This window comes from Geobacter sp. FeAm09 (genome assembly GCF_008330225.1).
In the GTDB taxonomy this organism is placed as follows: domain Bacteria; phylum Desulfobacterota; class Desulfuromonadia; order Geobacterales; family Pseudopelobacteraceae; genus Oryzomonas.
This window is the reverse complement of sequence record NZ_CP042466.1, coordinates 3,032,365-3,052,262: the sequence shown is the minus strand read 5'-3', so window position 1 is coordinate 3,052,262 and position 19,898 is coordinate 3,032,365. Positions and strand designations below refer to the sequence as shown.

The window sequence follows — 19,898 nt, the reverse complement described above, 5'->3', positions numbered from 1 at the left end:
TTCCGCCGTTTCGGCGTTGCCCTGGGAAAAGGCCGCGTGCGCCGCATCTATCCGGTGCGTTTCCCCCCGCCCTTTTCCCCGCGCCGCAGCGGTGCAGGAATCCGCATCCCGCCGACCCCGTTCAAGGACAAGACCATGCCCATCACTCTCAGCACCAATGCCATCGAACAGATCGGCGCCACGCCGCTGGTGAAGCTCTCCGGATTGACGGAGGCGGGGGCGGCCGACATCTATGCCAAGGTTGAATCCTTCAACCCGGGCGGCAGCATCAAGGACCGCATCGCCCTGGCGATGATCGAGCGGGCCGAGCAGGATGGCTGCATCAAGCCGGGGGCAACCGTCGTCGAGCCGACCAGCGGCAATACGGGCATCGGCCTGGCGCTGGTCTGCGCGGTGAAGGGCTACCGGCTGGTCCTGACCATGCCCGAGTCCATGAGCCTTGAACGGCGGCGCCTCCTGACGGCGTACCGGGCCGAACTGGTGCTGACTCCGGCTTCCCAGGGCATGAAGGGGGCGGTGCAGAAGGCCGAGGAACTGGCGGCCGAAAAAGGCTGGCTGCTGCCGCAGCAGTTCAACAATCCCGCGAACCCGGAGGCCCACCGGCGCACCACCGGCCCGGAGATCGTCGCCGCCATGAAAGGGCTGACCATTGACGGCTTTGTGGCCGGAGTCGGCACCGGGGGAACCATCACCGGCGTCGGCGAGGTGCTCCGCCGCCACAACCCGGCCGTCCACATCGCCGCCGTCGAGCCGGCCGGCTCGCCCGTCCTCTCCGGCGGCCTGGCGGGACCCCACAAGATCCAGGGGATCGGGGCCGGCTTCATCCCTGAAGTGCTCAATACCTCGATTTACCAGGAGGTGATCGCCGTGCCGGATGCGGAGGCCTTCAGCGCGGCCCGTGCCCTGGCGGCCAAGCAGGGGCTTTTGTGCGGGATCTCCAGCGGCGCGGCCCTGGTCGGCGCACTACGGGTGGCGCGCAAACTGGGGGCCGGCAAGAACGTGGTCGTGATCCTGCCGGATACGGGGGAACGCTACCTCTCCATGGAAGTATTCGATTAGCCCCGGCATCGGCGGTCAGCCGAAGCTGAGCATCTCCGGCGGCAACGCCACCGGCCTGCCCTCCAGCAAGCGGGTCAGGACCCAGCGGATCCTCTCCGGTGCCGGTGGGCAGCCGGGGAGAAACAGATCCACCCCGATGACCTGGTGCAGCGGCAGCGCCGTGGGCAACAGGCGCGCCACGCCGTGTTCCGGGGCCGCCTCGCCATACACCCGCTCCAGGGTGCCCTCCCGGCCGAGCGGGTTGCGCAGGGCGCTCACATTGCCGTTCACGGCGCAATCCCCCAGGCTTACCACGCAGGCGGTCCGGCTTCTGACGATCCCTGCCATCTCCCGGTTCTCCTCGTTCGCCACCGCCCCCTCCACCAGGGCGATATCCACCCCGCGGGGATACTCCTTGATATCCGCCAGGGGCGAATAGACCAGATCGCACCGCCCCAGCAACTCCAGCAAGTCGCCGTGCAGGTTGAGCAGGCTCATGTGGCAGCCCGAACAGCCGGAGAGCCAGACGGTGGCCAGCCTGGGGCGCGTCATTTCCTGCTCCTCCGCCACTGCGCCAACCCCGCCAGGTCCATGGTCCCTTTTCGCGTCGGAGCGTCCTTTTCGAAGAGCGCGCCGGTGGGGCACGCCTGCACGCATTTGCCGCAGCCGGTGCAGGTGGCGCTGGTGCCCCACGGCTGCGCCAGGTCGCAGATGATCCGGCTGGCCGCCCCCCGTCCCGCCACATCCCAGGTATGGGCACCCTCGATCTCGTCGCAGACCCGCACGCAGCGGCGGCAGAGGATGCAGCGGTTGTGGTCGATCCCGAAACGCTCGTGGCTCATATCCACTCCGGCCAGGGGCGAGATGAAGGCAAAACGCACATGGTCGATGCCGAGGCGCGCCGCCAGGTCCTGCAACCGGCAGTGCCGGTTCATCACACACACGGCGCAGCTGTGGTTGCGCTCCGCCAGGAGCAGTTCCACGGTCGTGCGCCGCGCCGCCGCCAGGGGCTCCGAATCGGTGGTCACCGCCATGCCCTGTTCGATGCCGGTGGCGCAGGCCGGCACCGGGCGGGGATACCCGGCCACCTCCACCAGGCAGACCCGGCAGGCACCGGCCGGGATCAGCCCCTCCAGGTTGCAGAGGGTCGGGATCCGGATGCCGGAACGGCGTGCCGCCGCCAGGATGGTGTCGCCCCGCCGTGCGCTGACGCTGCGGCCGTTTATGGTGAGCGTCAGTCGCGGCACGGCTCCCCCTCCATGGCGCAGACCCCGGCCGGGCAGCGCCGGTCCCGGATATGGCTCTCGTATTCCTCCCGGAACCAGCGCAGGGTGCCGAGCACCGGCGTGGGAGCCGCCATGCCCAGGCCGCACAGGCTGGCCTCCCGCATGAAGCGGCAGAGCTGTTCCAGCAGGGCGATATCGTCCGGAGCCGCCGCGCCGGCAGCGATCCGGTCCAGCAGGCGTGCCGCCTGCTGCGTGCCGGTCCGGCACGGCACGCACTTGCCGCAACTCTCGTCCCGGCAGAAGCCCATGAAGAAGCGGGCCACATCCGCCATGCAGCGCCGGTCGTTCATGACGATCAGGCCGCCGGAGCCCATGATGGAACCGAGGTCCTTGAGCGCCTCGTAGTCCACCGGCACATCCGCATGGCTGGCCGGGATGCAGCCGCCGCCGGCGCCGCCGGTCTGGGCCGCCTTGAAGTCGCCGCCGCTCATGCCGCCGGCCATGGCCAGCAGCTCCCTGAGCGGCGTCCCGAGCGGCACCTCCAGCACCCCTTCGGTGGCCACGTCGCCGGAAATGGAAAAGACCTTGGTGCCGCTGTTGCCCGGCGTGCCCATGGCCCTGAACCAAGCCGCGCCGTTGCGGATGATCGGGGCGATGCAGCCGAAGGTCTCCACGTTGTTGATCAGGGTCGAGGCGCCCCACAGGCCGCGCTGGGCCGGGTAGGGGGGGCGGATGACCGGCTGGGCCCGCCGTCCCATGACCGACGCCATGAGGGCCGTCTCTTCGCCGCACACGAAGGCGCCCGCCCCGATGCGCAGGCGGATGCGGAAGGAAAAGCCGCTCCCCAGGATGTTCCGCCCCAACAGGCCGGCCTTGCCGGCATCGTCGATCGCCGCAGCCAGGCGCTGGGCCGCCAGGGGGTATTCGCCCCGGACGAAGATGAAGCCCTCGCGGGCTCCCACGGCATACCCGGCAATGGCCATGCCCTCCAGCAGCCGGTGCGGGTCGGACTCCATGAGGGTGCGGTCCATGAACGCGCCCGGGTCCCCCTCGTCGCCGTTGGCCACCACGAATTTGCGCCTGCCGCGTGCCGTCCGTACCGATTCCCATTTGGCGCCGGTGGGGTAGCCGCCCCCGCCCCGGCCGCGCAGGCCGCTGGCGCCGATCTCGCCACAGACCTGCTCCGGCGTCATCTCTCCGATGGCGTGGGCCAGGGCGCGGTAGCCGCCGGCGGCCCGGGCGCTGTTCAGGTCGTTCGGGTCGATCCTGCCGCACTGTTCCAGGACGACGCGTTTCTGGCGGGCGATGAAGGGAAAGTCGGACGGCAGGCGTCCCTGTTCGGGAGGCGTGCCGGCCAGGTGGGCCGCCACCGTCCTCCGGGCGGCCTGGGGCGTCATGCGTTCATAATAGGCCTCCGGGCGCCCCTCCCGCTCGATCCTGATCATGGGGCCGCGGCTGCACGGCCCCATGCAGCCGGTGCCGATGACGGCAACGCCCTCCTCGCCCCAGGTTTCGCGAAGGGCCCGCAGCACCCCGGCGGCACCGGAGGCCAGGCAGGGGGAGCCCAGGCAGACGGAAACCCGCAGGCCCCCGGCGTCTGCCGCCGGGTCGGCGGTGCGCGGCGGCAACGTCCTCACGGAGCGGGCTCCCAGCCATCCCGGCGGGCCGTAACCAGTGCCACGACCGGGGCAAACGCGGCATGGGGGCAGGGCTCGCCGTCGATCATGACCAGCGGCGCCAGGCCGCAGGCGCCCAGGCAGCGCACGTTCTCCAGCGTCAGGCTGCCGTCGGGGGTGGTTGCGCCACAGGGGATGCGGTAATGCCGCTCCAACTGCCGCACAAGCCGGGAGCCCCCTTTGAGGTGGCACGAGGTGCCGGTGCAGACCGTACAGCGGTGCCGCCCGGGCGGTTCGAGCCGAAAGGCGTGGTAGAAGCTGGCAACCCCGTAGACGAGGCTGGGAGGCAGGCCGAGCCGCGCGGCTACGAACCCCAGCAACTCGCGATCCAGCCAGCCGTGCTGCCGCTGGGCGGCGTGGAGCACCTCGATGAGGCTGTCCGGGCGCAGGCGGTGCTGCCGCATGACGCGCTCGATGCCCCGGAAACGGTCGTTCTGCCGATGCGTGCCGTGGGTATCCATCCTGATGGGCCTTTGCGTTGAACCGGGATAGTTCCTGTCACGTCAATACTACCACCGGCCCGACGATACTCAACGAGCAGCGGGACAAAAAAGAAAAGCCCTCTCCGGTGAAGGAAAGGGCCTTGAAGCAGACCGGCGGGCCAACTAAATGCTCTCAGGGCAGGTCCAGGATCATGGCGTTCTCGTCGCAGTCCGGGAACTTGACGCACTTGATGCAGTCGCCCCACACCTTTTGAGGGAGCTCGGACTTGTCCACCAGGCGGAAGCCGAGGGTGGCGAAGAACTCCGGTTTGTAGGTCAGACAGAAAATGCGCTTGAGGCCGATCTGGCGCGCTTCGTCGATGCAGGCCTGCACCAGTTGGCTGCCGATGCCCCTGCGGCCGGCCTCCTCGGCCACCGCCACGGAGCGCACCTCGGCCAGGTCATCCCAGACGATGTGCAGGGCGGCCGCTCCCAGGAGGGTGCCGTCGTCCACAACGACGTAAAAATCGCGCAACGATTCATACAGTTCCGACAGGGAGCGGGAGAGCATGTCTCCCTGGCTTGCGTACTTCATCAACAGCTTCTGGATTTCCTTGACGTCGCTTATCTGTGCCTTACGGATCATGCCGTCTCTCTCCTAACGTATCCCCACATGTACCGGCATCGGTTTCAGGACCCTCACCAGTTCCGACGGCGCCAGCGCCACCAGGTAACCGCGTTTGCCGCCGTTGATGTAGATCCTGTCCAGCCCGGTTATGGTCTCTTCCAGATACACCGGCATCTGCCTGCGCGTGCCGAAGGGCGAGGTGCCCCCCACCTGGTAGCCGCTGTGCTTCTGCGCGGTTTCCGGCGTGCAGGGGGTGATCTGTTTGACGCCGATGATGCGGGCCAGCTCTTTGGTGGAAACCTGCAGATCGCCGTGCATCAGGACGATGAGCGGTTTTTTTGCCTCATCCTCCATGATCAGGGTCTTGATCACGCGGTGTTCGTCAACCCCCAGTTCCCGGGCGGAAACGGCGGTGCCCCCTTTTTCCTCGTAGGTGTAGAGGCGGTCGGCGAACTCGACCTTTTCGGCCCGTAACTGGCGGATGGCCGGGGTTATGGGTGTCTTTTCCTTTGCCATTTTCATAAAACCTTGAATCTGCCACAGAGACACAGAGGTTCACAGAGAAAGGCAAAAGAACATTTTCGGGGCAAAGTCGTCATCAAAAACTGCCCTTCGGTTTGCCTTACTCATGGTTTTCTCTGTGTCTCTGTGGCAGATGTTGTTTTGTACTTCAGCAGATCCTGGGCAGTTGCTCCCCGGCCAGCATCTCCACCGCTCGCGTGCCGCCGATGCTGGTCTCCATGCGGACCCGGCCCGGCTCGCCGTCGGCTACCTCGCCGATGATGGCGGCATGGGTGCCGAGGGGGTGCCGTTTCATTGCCGCCACGACCCGCTCGGCGGCATCGGGGGTCACAAAGGCCAGCAGCTTCCCCTCGTTGGCGACGAAGAGCGGATCGAGGCCAAGGATCGAGCAGACGCCGCGCACCGCCTGGTTCACGGGGATCTGCTCCTCGTGCAGGGTTATTGCCACGCCCGACTGGTGGGCGATCTCCTTGATGGTGGTGGCGATGCCGCCGCGGGTCGGGTCGCGGAGCACGTGCAGTTGGTCTCCCGCCTCGGCGATGATGCTTGCCACCAGGCTGTTGAGGGCGGCCGAGTCGCTGCGGATGTCGGTGCCGACGTTGAGCCCCTCGCGGCCGGCCATGACGGCGATGCCGTGATCGCCCACGGTGCCGTTGATGAGGATCTTGTCCCCCGGTCGGGCATTGGCCCCGTGGATGGCGATGTCGTGTTCGACCGTGCCGATGCCTGCGGTGGTGATGAAGATTTTGTCCGCCTTGCCCCGGGGGACGACCTTGGTATCGCCGGTCACGATCCGCACCTGGGCCTTGTCGGCGGCCTGGCGCATGTCGTCCAGCACGGTTTTCAGGTCCGCCCGGCTGAACCCCTCTTCGATGATCAGGCCGACGCTCAGGTAGAGCGGCCGCGCGCCCATCATGGCCAGGTCGTTGACCGTGCCGTGGACCGCCAGGCTACCGATGGTGCCGCCGGGGAAAAAGATCGGATCGACCACGAAGGAGTCGGTGGTGTAGGCCAACTGGCCGGCGGGCGGAGGGAGCAGGGCCGCGTCGTTCTGCCCGGAAGGGGCGATGCCGCTCAGGGCGGGGATGATCAGTTCGTCCAGAAGTTGGTGGGAAAGCCGGCCGCCGCTGCCGTGGCCGAGAAGGATGAGGTCGCTGTTCACGGTGAGATTGGGTCTCCTGCTGATTGTTTTTACCCACGATAGCACGAAAGCCCCCCATTGTCACGGCAGCTTTTTCTGTTCACTTTGCCGGCCGGTTCGTGATAAGAGTACCAAGTTTTGAATACTCTCGTTGGAAAACGGGAAAGCAGGCGGAGGATTGCATGACTGAATATAAGCCACTGGAAAAACTGCCGGATACGGCGGGATACCGGCCGGGAGACGTGCTGGTCCTGGTGGGAGAGCTTTTCGGCCGCGGGTATGCCAACGGCCTGGTGGAGGAAGCCCGGCGCGTCGGCATGGCGGTGATCGGCACCACCGTGGGGCGGCGCGACAGCGACGGCACCCTGCGGCCGCTGACCGCGGAGGAGTTGGCGGATGCCGAGGCACTTTTGGGGGGGAGCATCATCAACGTCCCCCTGGAGGCCGGCTTCGACATGGAGCAGGTGGACGGAGAGCCGTCGGTGGCCGAGCAGCTCAAGAAGGCCAAGCCGGACGACTGGGCTGCCATCGGTTTCAGCCCCGATTTTGTCGAGAAGGCCAGGAGTGCCGGAACGGCCCGCGTGCGTGCCGCGCTGGCGCAGGTGATGCACCAGCTCGCCCAGCGCATTCCGGCCGGCGCCAATGTGCTCTTCGCCCACTCCATGGCGGGCGGCATCCCCCGGGCGCGGGTCTTCATGCCGCTCCTCAACCGCGTATTCAAGGGAACCGGCGATAAGTACCTCGCCTCGGAAGGTTTCTGGAACAGCGATCTGGGGCGCCTGTGCGACGCCAGTTTCAACGAGGTCACGGGAGACACCTTCCGCTACCTGATCGAGGAATCGGCTGCCCTGCGCGAGCGTCTTGCCGCCGCCGGCGGGCAGGTGCGCTACTGTGCCTACGGCTACCACGGCACCGCCGTGATGGTGGGGGGCGAGTACCGCTGGCAGTCCTACACCCCCTACGTCCAGGGGTGGGCCAAGATGCGCCTCGAGGCAATCGCCGCCGAGGCCACCGGGAACGGCGTCGTCGCCACGGTCTTCAACTGCCCCGAGATCCAGACCAATTCCAGCGCCCTGTTCCTCGGCGTGGAAATCTCCCTCTATCCGCTTCTGTCCGCCATCCGGTATGTGGCGGGCGAGCCGGCCGCCGCGCCGCTTTACGAACGTTGCCAGGCCATGCTCAAGGACGGTGAGACGGTGGAGCATCTGCTGGAGCGGGCCGACGCCTACCTGTCGTCGCCGCTTTTGGCCGGGATGCTGGATTTCGCCACCTGGCCCCAGCATAGCACCCGGGAGCAGATGGAGCTGATGCTGGCCAGTTCCACCGAACTGATGGGCATGCATGCCGACCAGAAACAGTTGATCTGCGCGGAGCTTTCCCGTATCGTTTTTCTGTCCACCGGCCGGTTGATGCTGCACGCCTCCTGGAATCCCGGGGCCGCCGCCCTTTGGCTGAACCACGAAATCATTGCGTACCTGCTGCGCGATGAGCTTGGGGTGGGAATCCTCTGATGGCGGGCCGCCGTGAAACTACCCTATCTGTCGAACACATGCGCCCGCGCCGCGGCGTTGCGAGGAAAACCATGAAGAGCTTACTGAGTGCCATCGCGTTCTGCACCCTTGCCGCCTCCCTGTTGCCGGGGTGCGCGACGACTCCGGCGAACAAATCGCCGGACGAGCTTTACCAGGACGGCGAGCAGGCCTTCCAGCGGCGCAAGTATGAGAATGCCATCACCAACTGGAAAAAGGTCAAGGAGAGCTACAAGTCGCCGGAGCTTTCGGCCAAGGCGGAGATCGGCATTGCCGATGCCTATTTCCTCAACAGGGACTATATCGAAGCCGCTGCCGCCTATGAGGATTTCCGCAAGCTTCACCCCAAGCATGAGCGGGCCGATTATGCCCTTTTCCGGCAGGCCCTGAGCTATTTCAACCAGATAAACCGCATCGACACGGACCAGACGCCGGTCAAAAACGCCTTGGCCGTCTTTGATTCCTATGTGAAGCTGTATCCCGGCGGCGCGCACGTCCAGGAGGCCCAGGAGAGGATCCGCGACTGCAGGGACAAGCAGTTGCAGTACGAGATCTACGTCGGCCGCTTTTACCTGAGGACCGAGAAGTACCCGGCCGCCGTCGCCCGTTTCGAGGAGGCGCTCAAGACGTTTTCCGGGCTGCAGCGCAACGACGAACTGCTGTATTATCTGGGGACGGCCTACCGTGGGGCGGGACAGCAGGAGAAGAGCCGCGAGGCGTTCGACCGGCTGGTGCGCGAGTTTCCCGGCAGCACCTTTGCGGCCGGCATCCCGAAAGCGGCGGGCAAGTGATGCCGGGATTGCGCTCATGACAATGCAACCGGACCTGATACTGGCTGCCGCCTGCGCGGCGGCCTACCTTTTGGGGTCGATCCCCACGGGGCTCCTTCTGGGCAAGGCCTGCGGCATCGACGTGCGCCACGAGGGGAGCGGCAATATCGGCGCCACCAACCTGTACCGTACCGTGGGGCGCAAGGTCGGTGCGCTGACCCTGGTCGGCGACTGTCTCAAGGGACTTGTGCCGGTGCTGGCGGCTCACCACTACGCCCCTGCCACGGACCTGGCCGCCTGGGTCGGGCTGGCCGCCTTCTGTGGCCATGTGTTCTCGGTCTTTCTGCGATTCAAGGGGGGCAAGGGGGTCGCGACCGCCCTGGGGGTCTTCCTGGCCCTGTCGCCCCTGGCCGTGCTCGTGGCCCTGGCGGTCTTTCTCTGCCTGGTCCTGAAATGGCGCTACGTATCCCTCGGCTCCGTAGCTGCGGCGGCGGTCATGCCGCTCGCCGTGTACGTGCTTCACGGGGGGCGTGCGATGCTGCTGGTGACGGGGATTGTTGCCGCAATCGTGATTGTGCGGCATCAGGCAAACATCAAACGGCTGGTGAACGGGACGGAGAGCAAGTTCAAGGCGTAGGAGGTTGTTGAAAAACAGCCATCTCGCCGCCATCCTCGAAGGCCCTTTCGTGCGGCGTAGCGCTGCTACGCCTCCTCAGGGCATTCTGCGGGTGCGACGATCTGGCTATTTTTGAACAACCTGAGTTTTTTAACAGCCTGTGGGAAGGGATTATCCTCGAATGCTATTTGTCTATTCCTTTTCGCCGGCGTAGATGGTGGCGATGCCGAAGGTCAGCGGGTGGATGTGGATGTTGCGGAAGCCGGCGTCGGCGATCATCTGGGAAAACTCCTCGTGGGAGGGGAATTCCAGCACCGAGTCCGGCAGGTACTTGTAGGCGTTGTATTTGGAAAAGAGGCCGCCGATGACCGGCAGAAGGCGGCGGAAGTAAAAGTAGTAGATCTGCTTGAAGAGCTGGGAGCGCGGCGTGGAGAACTCCAGGATGACCATCCGCCCCTCGGGCCGCAGCACCCGCCACATCTCCGCCAGACCCAGCCTCCTGTCCACCACGTTCCTGATCCCGAAGGCGATGGTGATCGAATCGAAGGTGTTGTTCGGAAAGGGAAGGTCCTCGCAGGGAGCCACCTTGAAGTCGATCCGTCCGGAGTAGGGCGAGGTGGCCACCTTGACCTGGCCCAGGTCCACCATCTCCTTGCAGAAGTCGGCCCCGGTAATCCTTACGGACGCAGGGGTCGAGCGGGCGATTTCCAGCGCCACGTCACCGGTGCCGGTCGCCACGTCCAGAATCCGGGAACCCTCCCGGTACTTGATAAGCCGCACGGCTTTTTTGCGCCAGCGCCGGTCGATGCCGAAGCTGAGCAGGCGGTTGAGGAAGTCGTACCGTGGGGCGATACTCCCGAACATCCCCTGAATCTTTTCACCCTTCTCGGACAATCTGAACATAAGTTTGTACTACCTTTTTCGATAATTTACTGCTATAAATTACTATTTTGCCTTGTAGCACATTTTCAGGGCATAAACCAGAAAAAACCAACGGAGTGTCGTGAGTGAAAGATGTTGTCGCCCTTGCCGGTCGTGTCGCCCTTATCGTTGTAGTCTGTTGCGCCCTTGTCTCCTGCCGGGATGAGCAGAAAGCCGCCACTCCTCCGGCCGCTTCCGTGCCGGCCCCCCCGGCGCCATCCAAGCGCCAGCAACTGCTGAACACGGAGGTGCGGGCGCTCTACATTACCTCCTGGACCGCCGGGATCAGCCGTTTTCAGACGCTTACCGACATGGTGTCCCGCTCCCACCTGAATGCGGTGGTGATCGACGTCAAGGACAGTACCGGCAAGGTCGGCTATGACTCCAAGGTGCCGCTGGTGGCCCAGACGGGAGCCTACGAGAAACGTATCCGCGACCTGGACGCCATTCTCAGGCAGTGCCGCGACAAGAAGATCTACACCATTGCCCGGATCGCCGTTTTTCAGGACCCCAACCTGGCCAAGGCGCGCCCGGACCTGGCGGTGTCCGGCGGCGGCCAGAAGGTCTGGAAGGATCGCAAGGGTCTGGCCTGGGTTGACCCGGCTTCGAAGACGGTCTGGGACTACAATCTTGCCATTGCCAAAGAAGTGGCCGCCAAGGGTTTCGACGAGATCCAGTTCGATTACGTCCGTTTCCCCACCGACGGGAAGCTGAAGACCATGACCTATCCGGTCTACAAGCGCGACGTGCCGAAATACGAGATCATCCGCCGTTTTTTCCAGTATGTGGACGAGCAGATGAAGCCGGTGGACGTGATGACCTCGGCCGACATCTTCGGCCTCACGACCATGGTGGACGACGACATGAACATCGGCCAGCGCATCCAGGACGTGGCCGACCATGTGGATTTCGTCTGCCCCATGATCTATCCGTCCCACTACCCCCGCGGGCACCTGGGGCTGAAAAACCCGGCCGAGCACCCCTATCGCGTCATTTACGATGCCTGTCTGCGGGGTATGAAACGGCTTGAGGGGAAGCGGGCCAAAATGCGCCCCTGGCTGCAGGACTTCAAACTGGGGGCGGTGTACGACAAGAAGATGGTCCTTGACCAGATCCAGGCCGCCCGGGACGCCAAGGTCTTCGGTTTCAGCATGTGGAATGCCCGCAACGTCTACACCGACGCCGCCTACCTGGAAAAGCTGCCCGAGCCGAATCCCGCCCCGCCGCTCAGGGAACAGGTGCTGGAGGATATCCGCAAGCACGACACGGCCCGGCTTGCCATGCAGAATCGCTCCACCTCGGTCAAACAGGAGAAACCGTCCATCCACAAGCCCCGGAGAAAAGCAAAAGGGAATTGACGTGCCTTCTTTTTTGAGAATACAGGATGTCGCCGATATCCTGATCATGACCTTGCTGCTCTACCAGCTCTACAGCTGGTTCCGCAGGACCCGCGCCATGCAGGTGCTGCTGGGGCTGGGGGTGGTGACCGTCATCTACTTCGTCACCCGGTTTCTCGGCCTCTATATGACCAGTTGGATCCTGCAGGAGTTGGGCACGGTGCTGATCGTCCTGATCATCGTGGTGTTCCAGGCCGAGATCCGGCAGGCGCTGTACCGTTTCAGCCTCATGCGGCATTTCTTCGGCAGCCGCCAGGAATCCCAGCAGTTGAGCCGGTTTCAGGAGATCGTCGATACCCTGTTCGGTCTGGCGAAGAAGAGGACCGGGGCGATCGTCGTCTTCCAGCGGAGCGAATCCCTGGTGGACCAGATGCTGAACGGCGTGAGCCTGAACTGCGAGATTACCCCGCAGATACTGGAGGCCATCTTTTACGACGGTGCGCCGCTGCACGACGGCGCCGCCCTGATCAGGGAGGGGAAGGTCGCCCTGGCGTCGTGCCACCTGCCCTTGTCCCAGAACCCGGAAATCCCCCAGTTTTACGGTACCCGCCATCGCGCCGCCATTGGGCTCTCGGAGCGCACCGACGCCGTGGTGGCGGTGGTCTCGGAGGAGCGGGGCGAGGTGTCGCTGGCCGTGGGGGGGAACTGCACCGCCTCTCCTCGACCGGGGAATTGGTGGCGCTCCTTGAAGAGCTGATCTCGCCGGAAAAGGAAAAACCCCGGGCGAGCCTGCGGCAGCGGCTTTTTGCCGACCTGCTGCCCAAAACGGCGGTTCTGCTCATTGTTACGGCATTCTGGGCCCTGATTACCTCCCGCCAGGGGGCGATCGCCACGGTCACGGCACCTGTCCGGCTGCACGGCATACCGCAGGATCTGGTGTTGCTGCGCAGCTCTCCCGAAGAGGTCGAGGTCCAGGTGAAATCCTTTTCCAGTCTGACGCCTACGCCGGCGAAGCTCGATATTGCCGCCGATATCGACCTGTCGGGGGCGCGGGAGGGGCAGGCGGTCGTCAGGATCAGGAACTCCGATTTCAAGCTTCCGTCCGGCATGGTGGTCGGCAGCGTCACTCCTTCGTCCATACGCATCGTTATGGAGAAGAAGGTACGTAAGACGGTGCCGGTCCGCGTTAATTTGCGCGGCAGGCTGCCCCGGGGGCTGGGGGTGTACCAGGTGGTCGCGTCGCCCGCCATGGTCGAGGTGGAGGGGCCGTCCGGCCAGATTGCCAAGCTTGAAACGGTGGCAACGGAGGAGGTCGATGCCGGCAAGCTTGTCAAAGGGAAGGAATATCAGAAGAACCTGCTGCCGCCGTACAAGAATGTCACGATCCTCCGGGACGAACCGCTGACGTTGAAACTTGTCTCCCGCCGTTCGCTGCATCAGTGATGCTGGTTGGCATATGGGTTGCATGTGTGAAGGGGGCTCCGGGCAGTAAAGGATTGACAAACGGGACGCATTGTTATATAAAGCCAAAACCGCTGCACCGAAACTAGAACAGAATAGGAGGGGAAATGACACATATCCGCAGTCTCGCCGCGATCTGTCTCATCCTGCTTTCCTTCCCGCAACTGGTTCTGGCCTCCAAAACCCATGTCGCGCGCAGAAGTGAATCGCTTCATTCCATAGCACGCAAATATCACGTATCCGTCGAAGAACTCAAATCGGTCAACAATCTGAGCAGCACCCGCATCGAGCAGGGGGCCCGTCTCATCATTCCCGCCCGTGCCGAGCAGAAAGCGGCAAAGGCGGTGGCGGCATCGTCGTACAAGGTGGTCAAGGGGGACACCCTGCCCAGGATCGCCAGGAAGACCGGCATCAAGATGTCGGAACTGCGCCGGCTGAACGGCCTGAAGGGCAACAGGATCAAGACCGGACAGGTGCTGGCCCTGAATGAGCCCGCGCCGGCAGTGGAGGAAAAGGCCCCTGTCGCGGCCGCGTCCACCAGATTGCAACTGGTCAGCAAAGAGCTCCTGAATGAACAGGAACTCTCGTCAACCCTGGCTGAACTGAGCGACATCGACGCCGACCGGCCGGTTGACCTTGCCAAGAATATCGAAGAGAACAACCAGGGCATCAGCGGCCTGAAAAAGACCGCCTACGGTTTCCTGGGGGCCCGTTACCGTTTCGGCGGCAACAGCCGCGGTTCGCTCGATTGCTCCAGCTTTGTGCAGCAGGTGTTCCGCGAGCAGAAGATCAATCTCCCCCGCACCGCCCGCGAGCAGTTCAACGTCGGCAACGAGGTCGTGCGCGGCGACCTGCGCAAGGGCGATCTGGTGTTCTTCCAGACCTATGCCCGCTTCCCGTCCCATGTGGGCATCTACCTCGGCAACCGCAAGATGATTCATGCTTCCTCCCGCGACCGCAGGGTGGTGATCTCCTCCATGGATACCCCCTACTATCTCTCTCGCTACCTGGGGGCGCGGCGCGTCGGTTCCGTGACCAGTGGCGAAACGATCAATTTCAACGAATTGCTGCAAGGGGTTGAGGAAGAGCAGGATAACGACGCTCCGGCCAACGACACCCTGGGCATCAGCCTCAATCTGAATTAGTGCCGCCATCGATTCGTGGCAGGAATGAAATCCGGGCTCTTTGTGCCCGGATTTTTTTTGTTCGACTATGAAGATACTTTTAGCGTACATATCCGGGGAAAACGACCGTAGCGACCCCTATATCAGTCTGCTGCCCAGCGGGCTCTGCTATCTGCATGCCGTGCTGTGCGAGGCGGGCTACGATGCCGTTCTGGCCAATTTTTCCGGGTGGTCCCGCCCTGCAATCCAAAAACAGCTCACCTCCCTGAAAGCGGACATCGTCGGCATTTCCCAATGGACCCACAACCGACACGCATCTCTTGAGGTGGCGCGCCTGGCGCGCCGGTCGAATCCGGACGGCACCATCGTCCTGGGGGGAGGACACGCCACCTTCCGCTGCCATGAAATGCTGGCCGAAGGCTCACCGGTGGATATCGTCGTGGTGGGCGAGGGGGAGGAAACGTTGCGGGAACTGGCCGAGAGGATCGGGCGGGGGGTGTCCTGGCGGGATGTGGCCGGGATCGCCTTTCGCGACGGCGCCCGGGTCGTACTCACGGACCGGCGCGTGCCGCGGGGGACGCTCGACACGCTCCCGTTTCCCGCCCGCTATCTGGAGCGCTCCGTCGGGGTCGATCTGGAGCTGCAGCCGGAGTTCGTCCTGACCGCCCGGGGATGTCCCTCTGCGTGCAGTTTCTGCAGTTCGCCCGGGTTCTGGGGGCGCCGGGTGCGCTTCCGCTCACCGGCGGATATCGTTGACGAGATCCTCTATATTCGGGACCGGTTCGGCCTGATCTACTTTTCGTTGCGGGACGACACCTTTACCGCCGACCGCACGAGGGCCATTGAATTCTGCCGTCTCATGATCGAGCGTCGGGCCGCGGTGCTCTGGAACTGCCAATCCCGCGTCACCGCCCTGGACGAGGAGGTCCTGACCTGGATGAAGCGGGCCGGCTGCGAGTGCGTCCAGATCGGGGTCGAATCGGGCTCGCCGCGTATCCTGGCCCAGCTCGACAAGTCGATCCAGCCGCAGCAGGTGGAACAGACGGCCGCCCTGGTGCGAAAGGTCGGCATCAGTCTTTCCGTGTACCTGATCTCCGACGTGCCGGGGGAGAATGAGGACGATATCCGCATGACCATCGAACTGGTCCGGCGCATCAAGCCGGATGACGGCTATGTTTCGCCGCTGGTCTACTACCCCGGCACCCGGCTGTTCGAGCAGGCGGTCGCGAACGGCCTGGTGCGCCCCGGCATCTTCGAGGAAACCCCCGATACGGCCCTCCATGCCGCGGGAAAGCCGGGTCCGGCGTCCCGCCGGGTCCTGGCGGCACTTACGGCCGGCGGGGGGAAAGGGAGCGAACGCCGTTTCCGGCAGCAAAAGGCGCTGTTGGGGTATTGCGCGACCACCAACGTCATGGTGGGGGAGTGGTACCGGCAGTCCGGTATGATCGAGGCCGCCGAGCGCGAGTTCCGGGAGATAACCGAGCGCGAACCGGATAACCCCTGGGGCTGGCTGCTGTTGGGGGAGGTGCATGACGAGCGCGGCGAAAAGCGCATGGCCGCCGAATGCTATCGCCGGGTCCTTGGCCTGGTGCCGAACCACGGCGCGGCGCGCCGGGCGCTGGGCACGAAATGAAAGAAGCGGGGCCGTGAGGCCCCGCTTCTTTTGTCTAATCTGATGGAAAAACGTACTATTTGACGATCCTGATGCCCGGAATGAACATGATCTTGTCGAAGGTCTTGTTCAGGGTTTTGCTCTGGAAGTTCACCATCGGCGGAGCAACGGGGTACTCAATGGTGTCGCCAACCTTGACCTTGAATTCGGGCAGGGCCATCCACAGCTTCTCGCCCTTGTCGTTGGCCGCTTCCACGTAGGTGTAGCCGCCGGAGTTCATGGTCTGGGTTACCTTCCCTTTTTGGCCGGCGCCGGCGGGGATTTCCTGCGCCTTCATGCCGGCGTGGGGGTCACCACCCGGAGTAGCGGTGCCGGGGTGTCCAGGAGGCATTTGGCCTTGTGCAGGCATGCCAGCGGGCTGTTGAGGGGCTTCGGTTTTGGGCTTTTCTTTGCACCCGGCAACGGCAAGTGCAGAGATAACAAGAAGAGATAATACTATTTTTTTCACCTGCAACCTCCTGATTTTTAGTAACAACTGTTTCTATCACATTTTATTCTCATGTTCCAATAAAAAAGTTGGGAAGTATACGGGATACGCCGCTCCAGCCACTGCCAGCGCCCTGCTCACGGTACGGTCATGTCCTGACACGCGCTTCCGCGGCACGCAACGAAACCTTGCGGTTGACGGCAGGCGGCAACCACCCCTTGGGGCGGCCATGGGCCGGAAACCCGCGGGCCGGGAGTCAGCGGTGCTGCCCGTTGATGGTGTCCATGGTCCTGCGGTCCAATTCCCGCAGTTCCCCGACCGTGAGCGTGCGTTCGGGCAGGTTCTGGCACTCCGCCTGCAACCGGTCGACCCGGTGGCTGTTGTCGGCGTTGTAGTACTTCACCGCCAGGATATCGTAGCACGCATCGGCTACCCGCCCCTGTGCCGCTTTGTCAAGCGGGGAGGTTTCCTTCGTGGCCCCGGAGGCCAGCTCCGTCAGCTTGTTGCTGGCCGTTGCGTGCACGGCGCTGTCGAACCACTTCAAAAGGTCGGCCTCGTCCGGAATCCCCGTGTTGTAGAAGGCGCCGGAAACCGCGATGGTCGCCACCACGGTGAACGACAAAAACGGTACGACCGACAACATCGTTATCTCGTTGCGTTTGAACATGGGAAGCCTCTGTTACGTCTGCAACTCCTCGTTGCGTGGCGGCGGCAAGCAGCGGTACCTTCCGTAAACTGCCGGAATCGTCTCAGCCATATCCCTTCTCCCTTCGTTGCCGGTGGCTTGTTTTTTGTTCAATTATACCATCATACGCCGTTTTGGGGGTAATCATCTTGTTGCGCAGGCGGGGCGGGCCGCCGCAGTTCGGCCGGGCGAACCGAAAGAAATTTCAAAAGGGCGCTTTACGAGCCGGGTAAAGTCAAGTACACTTTTAAAAAATGCGCTGACGATAATTTTCTTTAAAATCGAAGACTTTTCAATCATTGGCCGCTTGGGGCCATGGTGAGGGGCAGGCCTTTGCCCCTATCCGCAGACAAAAGGGGGAACTGGAACATGACGATTACACCCGTCCTTCGCGGCGTCGCGTGCTTCATGCTGGCGGCGGTGCTTCTTGCCCTGGCCGCGTGCGTGAACAAACAGGAACCGGCAGCCAAAGACACCCTGGTCGTGGGGATGGAGTTGGCCTACCCCCCCTTTGAAATGACCGATGAAAAGGGGGCGCCCAAGGGGGTCAGCGTTGACCTGGCCAATGCCTTGGGCAAGGCGCTCGGCAAGAAGGTCGTGATCCAGAACACCGCTTTCGACGGTCTGATCCCGGCGCTCAAGACCGGCAAGATCGACCTGGTCATCTCCTCCATGACCATCACCGACGAGCGTCGCCAGTCCGTGGATTTTTCCGATCCCTATCTTGCCACCGGCCTCTGCCTGCTGGTGGGCAAGGCCTCGCCGGTCACATCGATCGCCGATCTGGACAAACCGGGCGTCACCGTAGCCGTGAAAAAGGGGACGACCGGCCACACCTACGCCACCGGGCACATCAAAAACGCCAGGGTCCTGGTGCTGGACAAGGAGGCCGCCGCGGTGCTCGAGGTCGTTCAGGGGAAGGCGGACGCCTTTATCTACGACCAGATGTCCACCTATTCCAACTGGATGAAAAACCGGGAAACCACCCGCGCCCTGTTGAACCCCTTCCAGCAGGAAAAATGGGGCATCGCCCTGCGCAAGGGCGACGACCGGCTCAAGGAGCAGATCAACCGGTTCCTGGGCGAGTTCCGTGCGCAGGGCGGTTTCGAGCGGCTGGGCGATGCCTGGCTGCACGAGCAGAAGGCAACTTTCAAGGAACTGAACTATCCATTCTTCTTTTAACCGGGCCACGGTGCGACGCTACTTCTTCATCACCCCCGACAGCCGCGGGGAGAGGATTCCGGCTGCCGCAGTCGCCGCCAGTTGGCTGGCGGTGTTTCTGCTCCTCTCCCTGCTGTTCTGGTTCGCTTTCAGCCAGGTCAAATTCGCCTGGGGCTGGGATGCGGTCTACGCCTACCGCTACAAGTTTCTGAAGGGGTGGCTGATAACGGTGGCCGTTTCCTCGGCCGCCATGGCGTTAAGCCTGGTGGCCGGCCTGGCCACGGCCCTGGCCCAGCGGGCTCCTTTCCTGCCGGTGCGGTATCTGGCGCAGGTGTATATGGAGGTCATCCGCGGCACCCCGCTTTTGGTGCAGATCCTGATCTTCTTCTACGTGGTGGCCGACGCCTTCGGGATCAACAACCGCTACCTGGTGGGGGTCGTCATCCTGGCCATGTTCGCCGGGGCCTATATCTCCGAGATCATCCGGGCCGGGATCGAAAGCGTCGGCGAGACCCAGTTGGAATCGGCGCGGGCCATCGGCTTTACCCGCGCCCAGATCTACCGCTACGTCATCTTCCCCCAGGTGACCCGCCAGGTCCTTCCCCCCCTGGCCGGGCAATTCGCCTCGCTGATCAAGGATTCGTCGCTGCTCTCCATCATCTCGGTCAACGAGTTCACCCTCAACGCCCAGGAGGTGAACGCCTTCACCTTCAGCACCCTGGAGAGCTACCTGCCCCTGGCGGTCGGCTATCTCGTCCTGACCCTGCCCATCTCCCTCTGGACCAAACGCCTGGAAAAGAGGTTCCGCTATGCGACTTGAGGCGCGCGGCATCGTCAAGGCCTACGGCGACCATCGGGCCCTGGACGGCGTGACCCTGGCCATCCCCCAGGTCCGTACCGTCGCCATCCTGGGGCCGTCCGGCAGCGGGAAATCCACCCTGCTGCGCATCCTGGCGGGCCTGGAAACCCCCGACGGTGGCGAGATGGCCCTGGACGGCGACCCGATACAGTTCAACGAGGCATACCTGCTGCGCCACCGCCGGGGGATCGGGACGGTGTTCCAGGCATTCAACCTGTTTCCCCACCTGACCGCCCTGGACAACATCGCGCTCCCCCTGGAAAAGGTGCACGGCTACGAGGCCTCCGAGGCGGCAACCTATGCCCTGCAGCTGCTGGCCCGGTTCCACCTGGCCGGACATGCCCTCAAAACCCCGGCCCAGCTTTCGGGGGGGCAGCAGCAGCGGGTGGCCATAGCCCGTGCCGTGGCCATAAAACCGCGCCTGCTGCTCCTGGACGAGCCGACCTCGGCCCTTGACCCGGAGATGACCGTGGAGGTGCTGGACCTGATCGCCGAGCTGCGCCAGGAGGGGCGGCCGCTCGTGCTGGTGACCCACGAGATTGGTTTCGCCCGCAAGGTGGCCGACCAGGTGGTCTTTCTCCACGAGGGGCGGGTGCTGGAGTGGGGGGACGCCCCACAGCTCTTTGAACAGCCGGCCACCCCCGAACTGCGGGGGTTTCTGGACAAGGTGCTGCGATACTGAA

The 19,898-nt window shown here is 63.9% G+C and carries 22 protein-coding genes; 12 read left to right on the top strand and 10 right to left on the bottom strand.

Translation table 11 applies throughout. The features are described from left to right. The first annotated feature begins 135 nt into the window (after positions 1-135). Entirely contained in the window at positions 136-1,059 is a 924-nt protein-coding gene (cysK, locus tag FO488_RS14295) for a cysteine synthase A (RefSeq protein ID WP_149212199.1), read from the top strand. A gap of 15 nt (positions 1,060-1,074) precedes the next feature. Here cysK and FO488_RS14290 read toward each other — a convergent pair whose 3' ends face one another. From FO488_RS14290 to hypE, 7 genes are all read right to left on the bottom strand, one after another. Further along, positions 1,075-1,590 carry an NADP oxidoreductase gene (locus tag FO488_RS14290; protein ID WP_149211177.1) on the bottom strand — a complete coding sequence of 172 codons (516 nt, stop codon included), beginning with the start codon at positions 1,588-1,590 and terminating at the stop codon, positions 1,075-1,077. After that, positions 1,587-2,285 (bottom strand): bidirectional hydrogenase complex protein HoxU, encoded by a 699-nt coding sequence (gene hoxU, locus FO488_RS14285; protein ID WP_149211176.1) that lies wholly within the window; start codon positions 2,283-2,285, stop codon positions 1,587-1,589. Before hoxU ends, FO488_RS14290 begins: the two co-directional genes overlap by 4 nt. Next, the gene (locus tag FO488_RS14280) at positions 2,273-3,901 is read right to left on the bottom strand and encodes a NuoF family protein (RefSeq protein ID WP_149211175.1); all 1,629 of its coding nucleotides are present in this window, start codon (positions 3,899-3,901) and stop codon (positions 2,273-2,275) included. Before FO488_RS14280 ends, hoxU begins: the two co-directional genes overlap by 13 nt. Then, complete coding sequence (locus FO488_RS14275) at positions 3,898-4,401, bottom strand: NAD(P)H-dependent oxidoreductase subunit E (RefSeq protein WP_149211174.1); 504 nt, start codon at positions 4,399-4,401, stop codon at positions 3,898-3,900. The genes FO488_RS14280 and FO488_RS14275 overlap by 4 nt, the downstream gene beginning before the upstream one ends. Positions 4,402-4,555: 154 nt before the next feature. Then, positions 4,556-5,008: an N-acetyltransferase gene (locus FO488_RS14270; RefSeq protein WP_149211173.1), complete on the bottom strand. Its 453-nt coding sequence runs from the start codon at positions 5,006-5,008 to the stop codon at positions 4,556-4,558. Between the two features lie 12 nt (positions 5,009-5,020). Beyond that, positions 5,021-5,506 carry a Cys-tRNA(Pro) deacylase gene (gene ybaK, locus FO488_RS14265; protein ID WP_149211172.1) on the bottom strand — a complete coding sequence of 162 codons (486 nt, stop codon included), beginning with the start codon at positions 5,504-5,506 and terminating at the stop codon, positions 5,021-5,023. 154 nt (positions 5,507-5,660) lie between these two features. Next, the gene (gene hypE / locus FO488_RS14260; RefSeq protein WP_149211171.1) at positions 5,661-6,674 is read right to left on the bottom strand and encodes a hydrogenase expression/formation protein HypE; all 1,014 of its coding nucleotides are present in this window, start codon (positions 6,672-6,674) and stop codon (positions 5,661-5,663) included. 161 nt (positions 6,675-6,835) lie between these two features. On the opposite strand from hypE, the gene FO488_RS14255 reads away from it, so the two are divergent. The 3 genes from FO488_RS14255 to plsY all read left to right on the top strand — a co-directional run bounded on the left by FO488_RS14255 (position 6,836) and on the right by plsY (position 9,589). After that, entirely contained in the window at positions 6,836-8,164 is a 1,329-nt protein-coding gene (locus FO488_RS14255; RefSeq protein WP_149211170.1) for a hypothetical protein, read from the top strand. 71 nt (positions 8,165-8,235) lie between these two features. Next, positions 8,236-8,973 (top strand): outer membrane protein assembly factor BamD, encoded by a 738-nt coding sequence (locus FO488_RS14250; protein ID WP_149211169.1) that lies wholly within the window; start codon positions 8,236-8,238, stop codon positions 8,971-8,973. A gap of 22 nt (positions 8,974-8,995) precedes the next feature. After that, entirely contained in the window at positions 8,996-9,589 is a 594-nt protein-coding gene (gene plsY, locus FO488_RS14245) for a glycerol-3-phosphate 1-O-acyltransferase PlsY (protein WP_149212198.1), read from the top strand. A 171-nt stretch (positions 9,590-9,760) separates the two neighbouring features. On the opposite strand, the gene ubiE is transcribed toward plsY, so the two are convergent. Beyond that, complete coding sequence (ubiE, locus tag FO488_RS14240; RefSeq protein ID WP_149211168.1) at positions 9,761-10,471, bottom strand: bifunctional demethylmenaquinone methyltransferase/2-methoxy-6-polyprenyl-1,4-benzoquinol methylase UbiE; 711 nt, start codon at positions 10,469-10,471, stop codon at positions 9,761-9,763. Positions 10,472-10,575: 104 nt separating this feature from the next. Here ubiE and FO488_RS14235 point away from each other — a divergent pair, with 104 nt between their 5' ends. From FO488_RS14235 to FO488_RS14220, 5 genes are all read left to right on the top strand, one after another. Continuing rightward, positions 10,576-11,847, top strand: a complete 1,272-nt coding sequence (locus tag FO488_RS14235) for a putative glycoside hydrolase (protein WP_149211167.1) — start codon at positions 10,576-10,578, stop codon at positions 11,845-11,847. Between the two features lie 13 nt (positions 11,848-11,860). Beyond that, positions 11,861-12,583 carry a diadenylate cyclase CdaA gene (gene cdaA / locus FO488_RS20140; RefSeq protein WP_240731957.1) on the top strand — a complete coding sequence of 241 codons (723 nt, stop codon included), beginning with the start codon at positions 11,861-11,863 and terminating at the stop codon, positions 12,581-12,583. Continuing rightward, positions 12,562-13,269, top strand: a complete 708-nt coding sequence (locus FO488_RS20135; protein ID WP_240731955.1) for a YbbR-like domain-containing protein — start codon at positions 12,562-12,564, stop codon at positions 13,267-13,269. Before cdaA ends, FO488_RS20135 begins: the two co-directional genes overlap by 22 nt. A gap of 125 nt (positions 13,270-13,394) precedes the next feature. Beyond that, on the top strand, positions 13,395-14,432 hold the full coding sequence (locus FO488_RS14225; RefSeq protein ID WP_149211166.1) for a C40 family peptidase: 1,038 nt from the start codon (positions 13,395-13,397) through the stop codon (positions 14,430-14,432). Between the two features lie 67 nt (positions 14,433-14,499). Continuing rightward, complete coding sequence (locus FO488_RS14220) at positions 14,500-16,044, top strand: B12-binding domain-containing radical SAM protein (protein WP_149211165.1); 1,545 nt, start codon at positions 14,500-14,502, stop codon at positions 16,042-16,044. A gap of 55 nt (positions 16,045-16,099) precedes the next feature. Here the strand turns inward: FO488_RS14220 and FO488_RS20130 are convergent, their stop codons facing one another. Then, positions 16,100-16,360, bottom strand: coding sequence for a hypothetical protein (locus tag FO488_RS20130; protein ID WP_240731946.1), 261 nt, complete (start codon positions 16,358-16,360; stop codon positions 16,100-16,102). Positions 16,361-16,766: 406 nt separating this feature from the next. Beyond that, on the bottom strand, positions 16,767-17,177 hold the full coding sequence (locus FO488_RS14210) for a hypothetical protein (RefSeq protein ID WP_149211163.1): 411 nt from the start codon (positions 17,175-17,177) through the stop codon (positions 16,767-16,769). A gap of 387 nt (positions 17,178-17,564) precedes the next feature. Here FO488_RS14210 and FO488_RS14205 point away from each other — a divergent pair, with 387 nt between their 5' ends. Genes FO488_RS14205 through FO488_RS14195 form a run of 3 tightly spaced genes read left to right on the top strand, consistent with a single transcriptional unit; the run spans position 17,565 to position 19,897 of the window. Continuing rightward, positions 17,565-18,377: a transporter substrate-binding domain-containing protein gene (locus tag FO488_RS14205; protein WP_240731944.1), complete on the top strand. Its 813-nt coding sequence runs from the start codon at positions 17,565-17,567 to the stop codon at positions 18,375-18,377. 10 nt (positions 18,378-18,387) lie between these two features. Further along, complete coding sequence (locus FO488_RS14200) at positions 18,388-19,176, top strand: amino acid ABC transporter permease (RefSeq protein WP_149211162.1); 789 nt, start codon at positions 18,388-18,390, stop codon at positions 19,174-19,176. Next, positions 19,166-19,897 carry an amino acid ABC transporter ATP-binding protein gene (locus FO488_RS14195; RefSeq protein WP_149211161.1) on the top strand — a complete coding sequence of 244 codons (732 nt, stop codon included), beginning with the start codon at positions 19,166-19,168 and terminating at the stop codon, positions 19,895-19,897. The genes FO488_RS14200 and FO488_RS14195 overlap by 11 nt, the downstream gene beginning before the upstream one ends. Position 19,898: the final 1 nt, after the last annotated feature.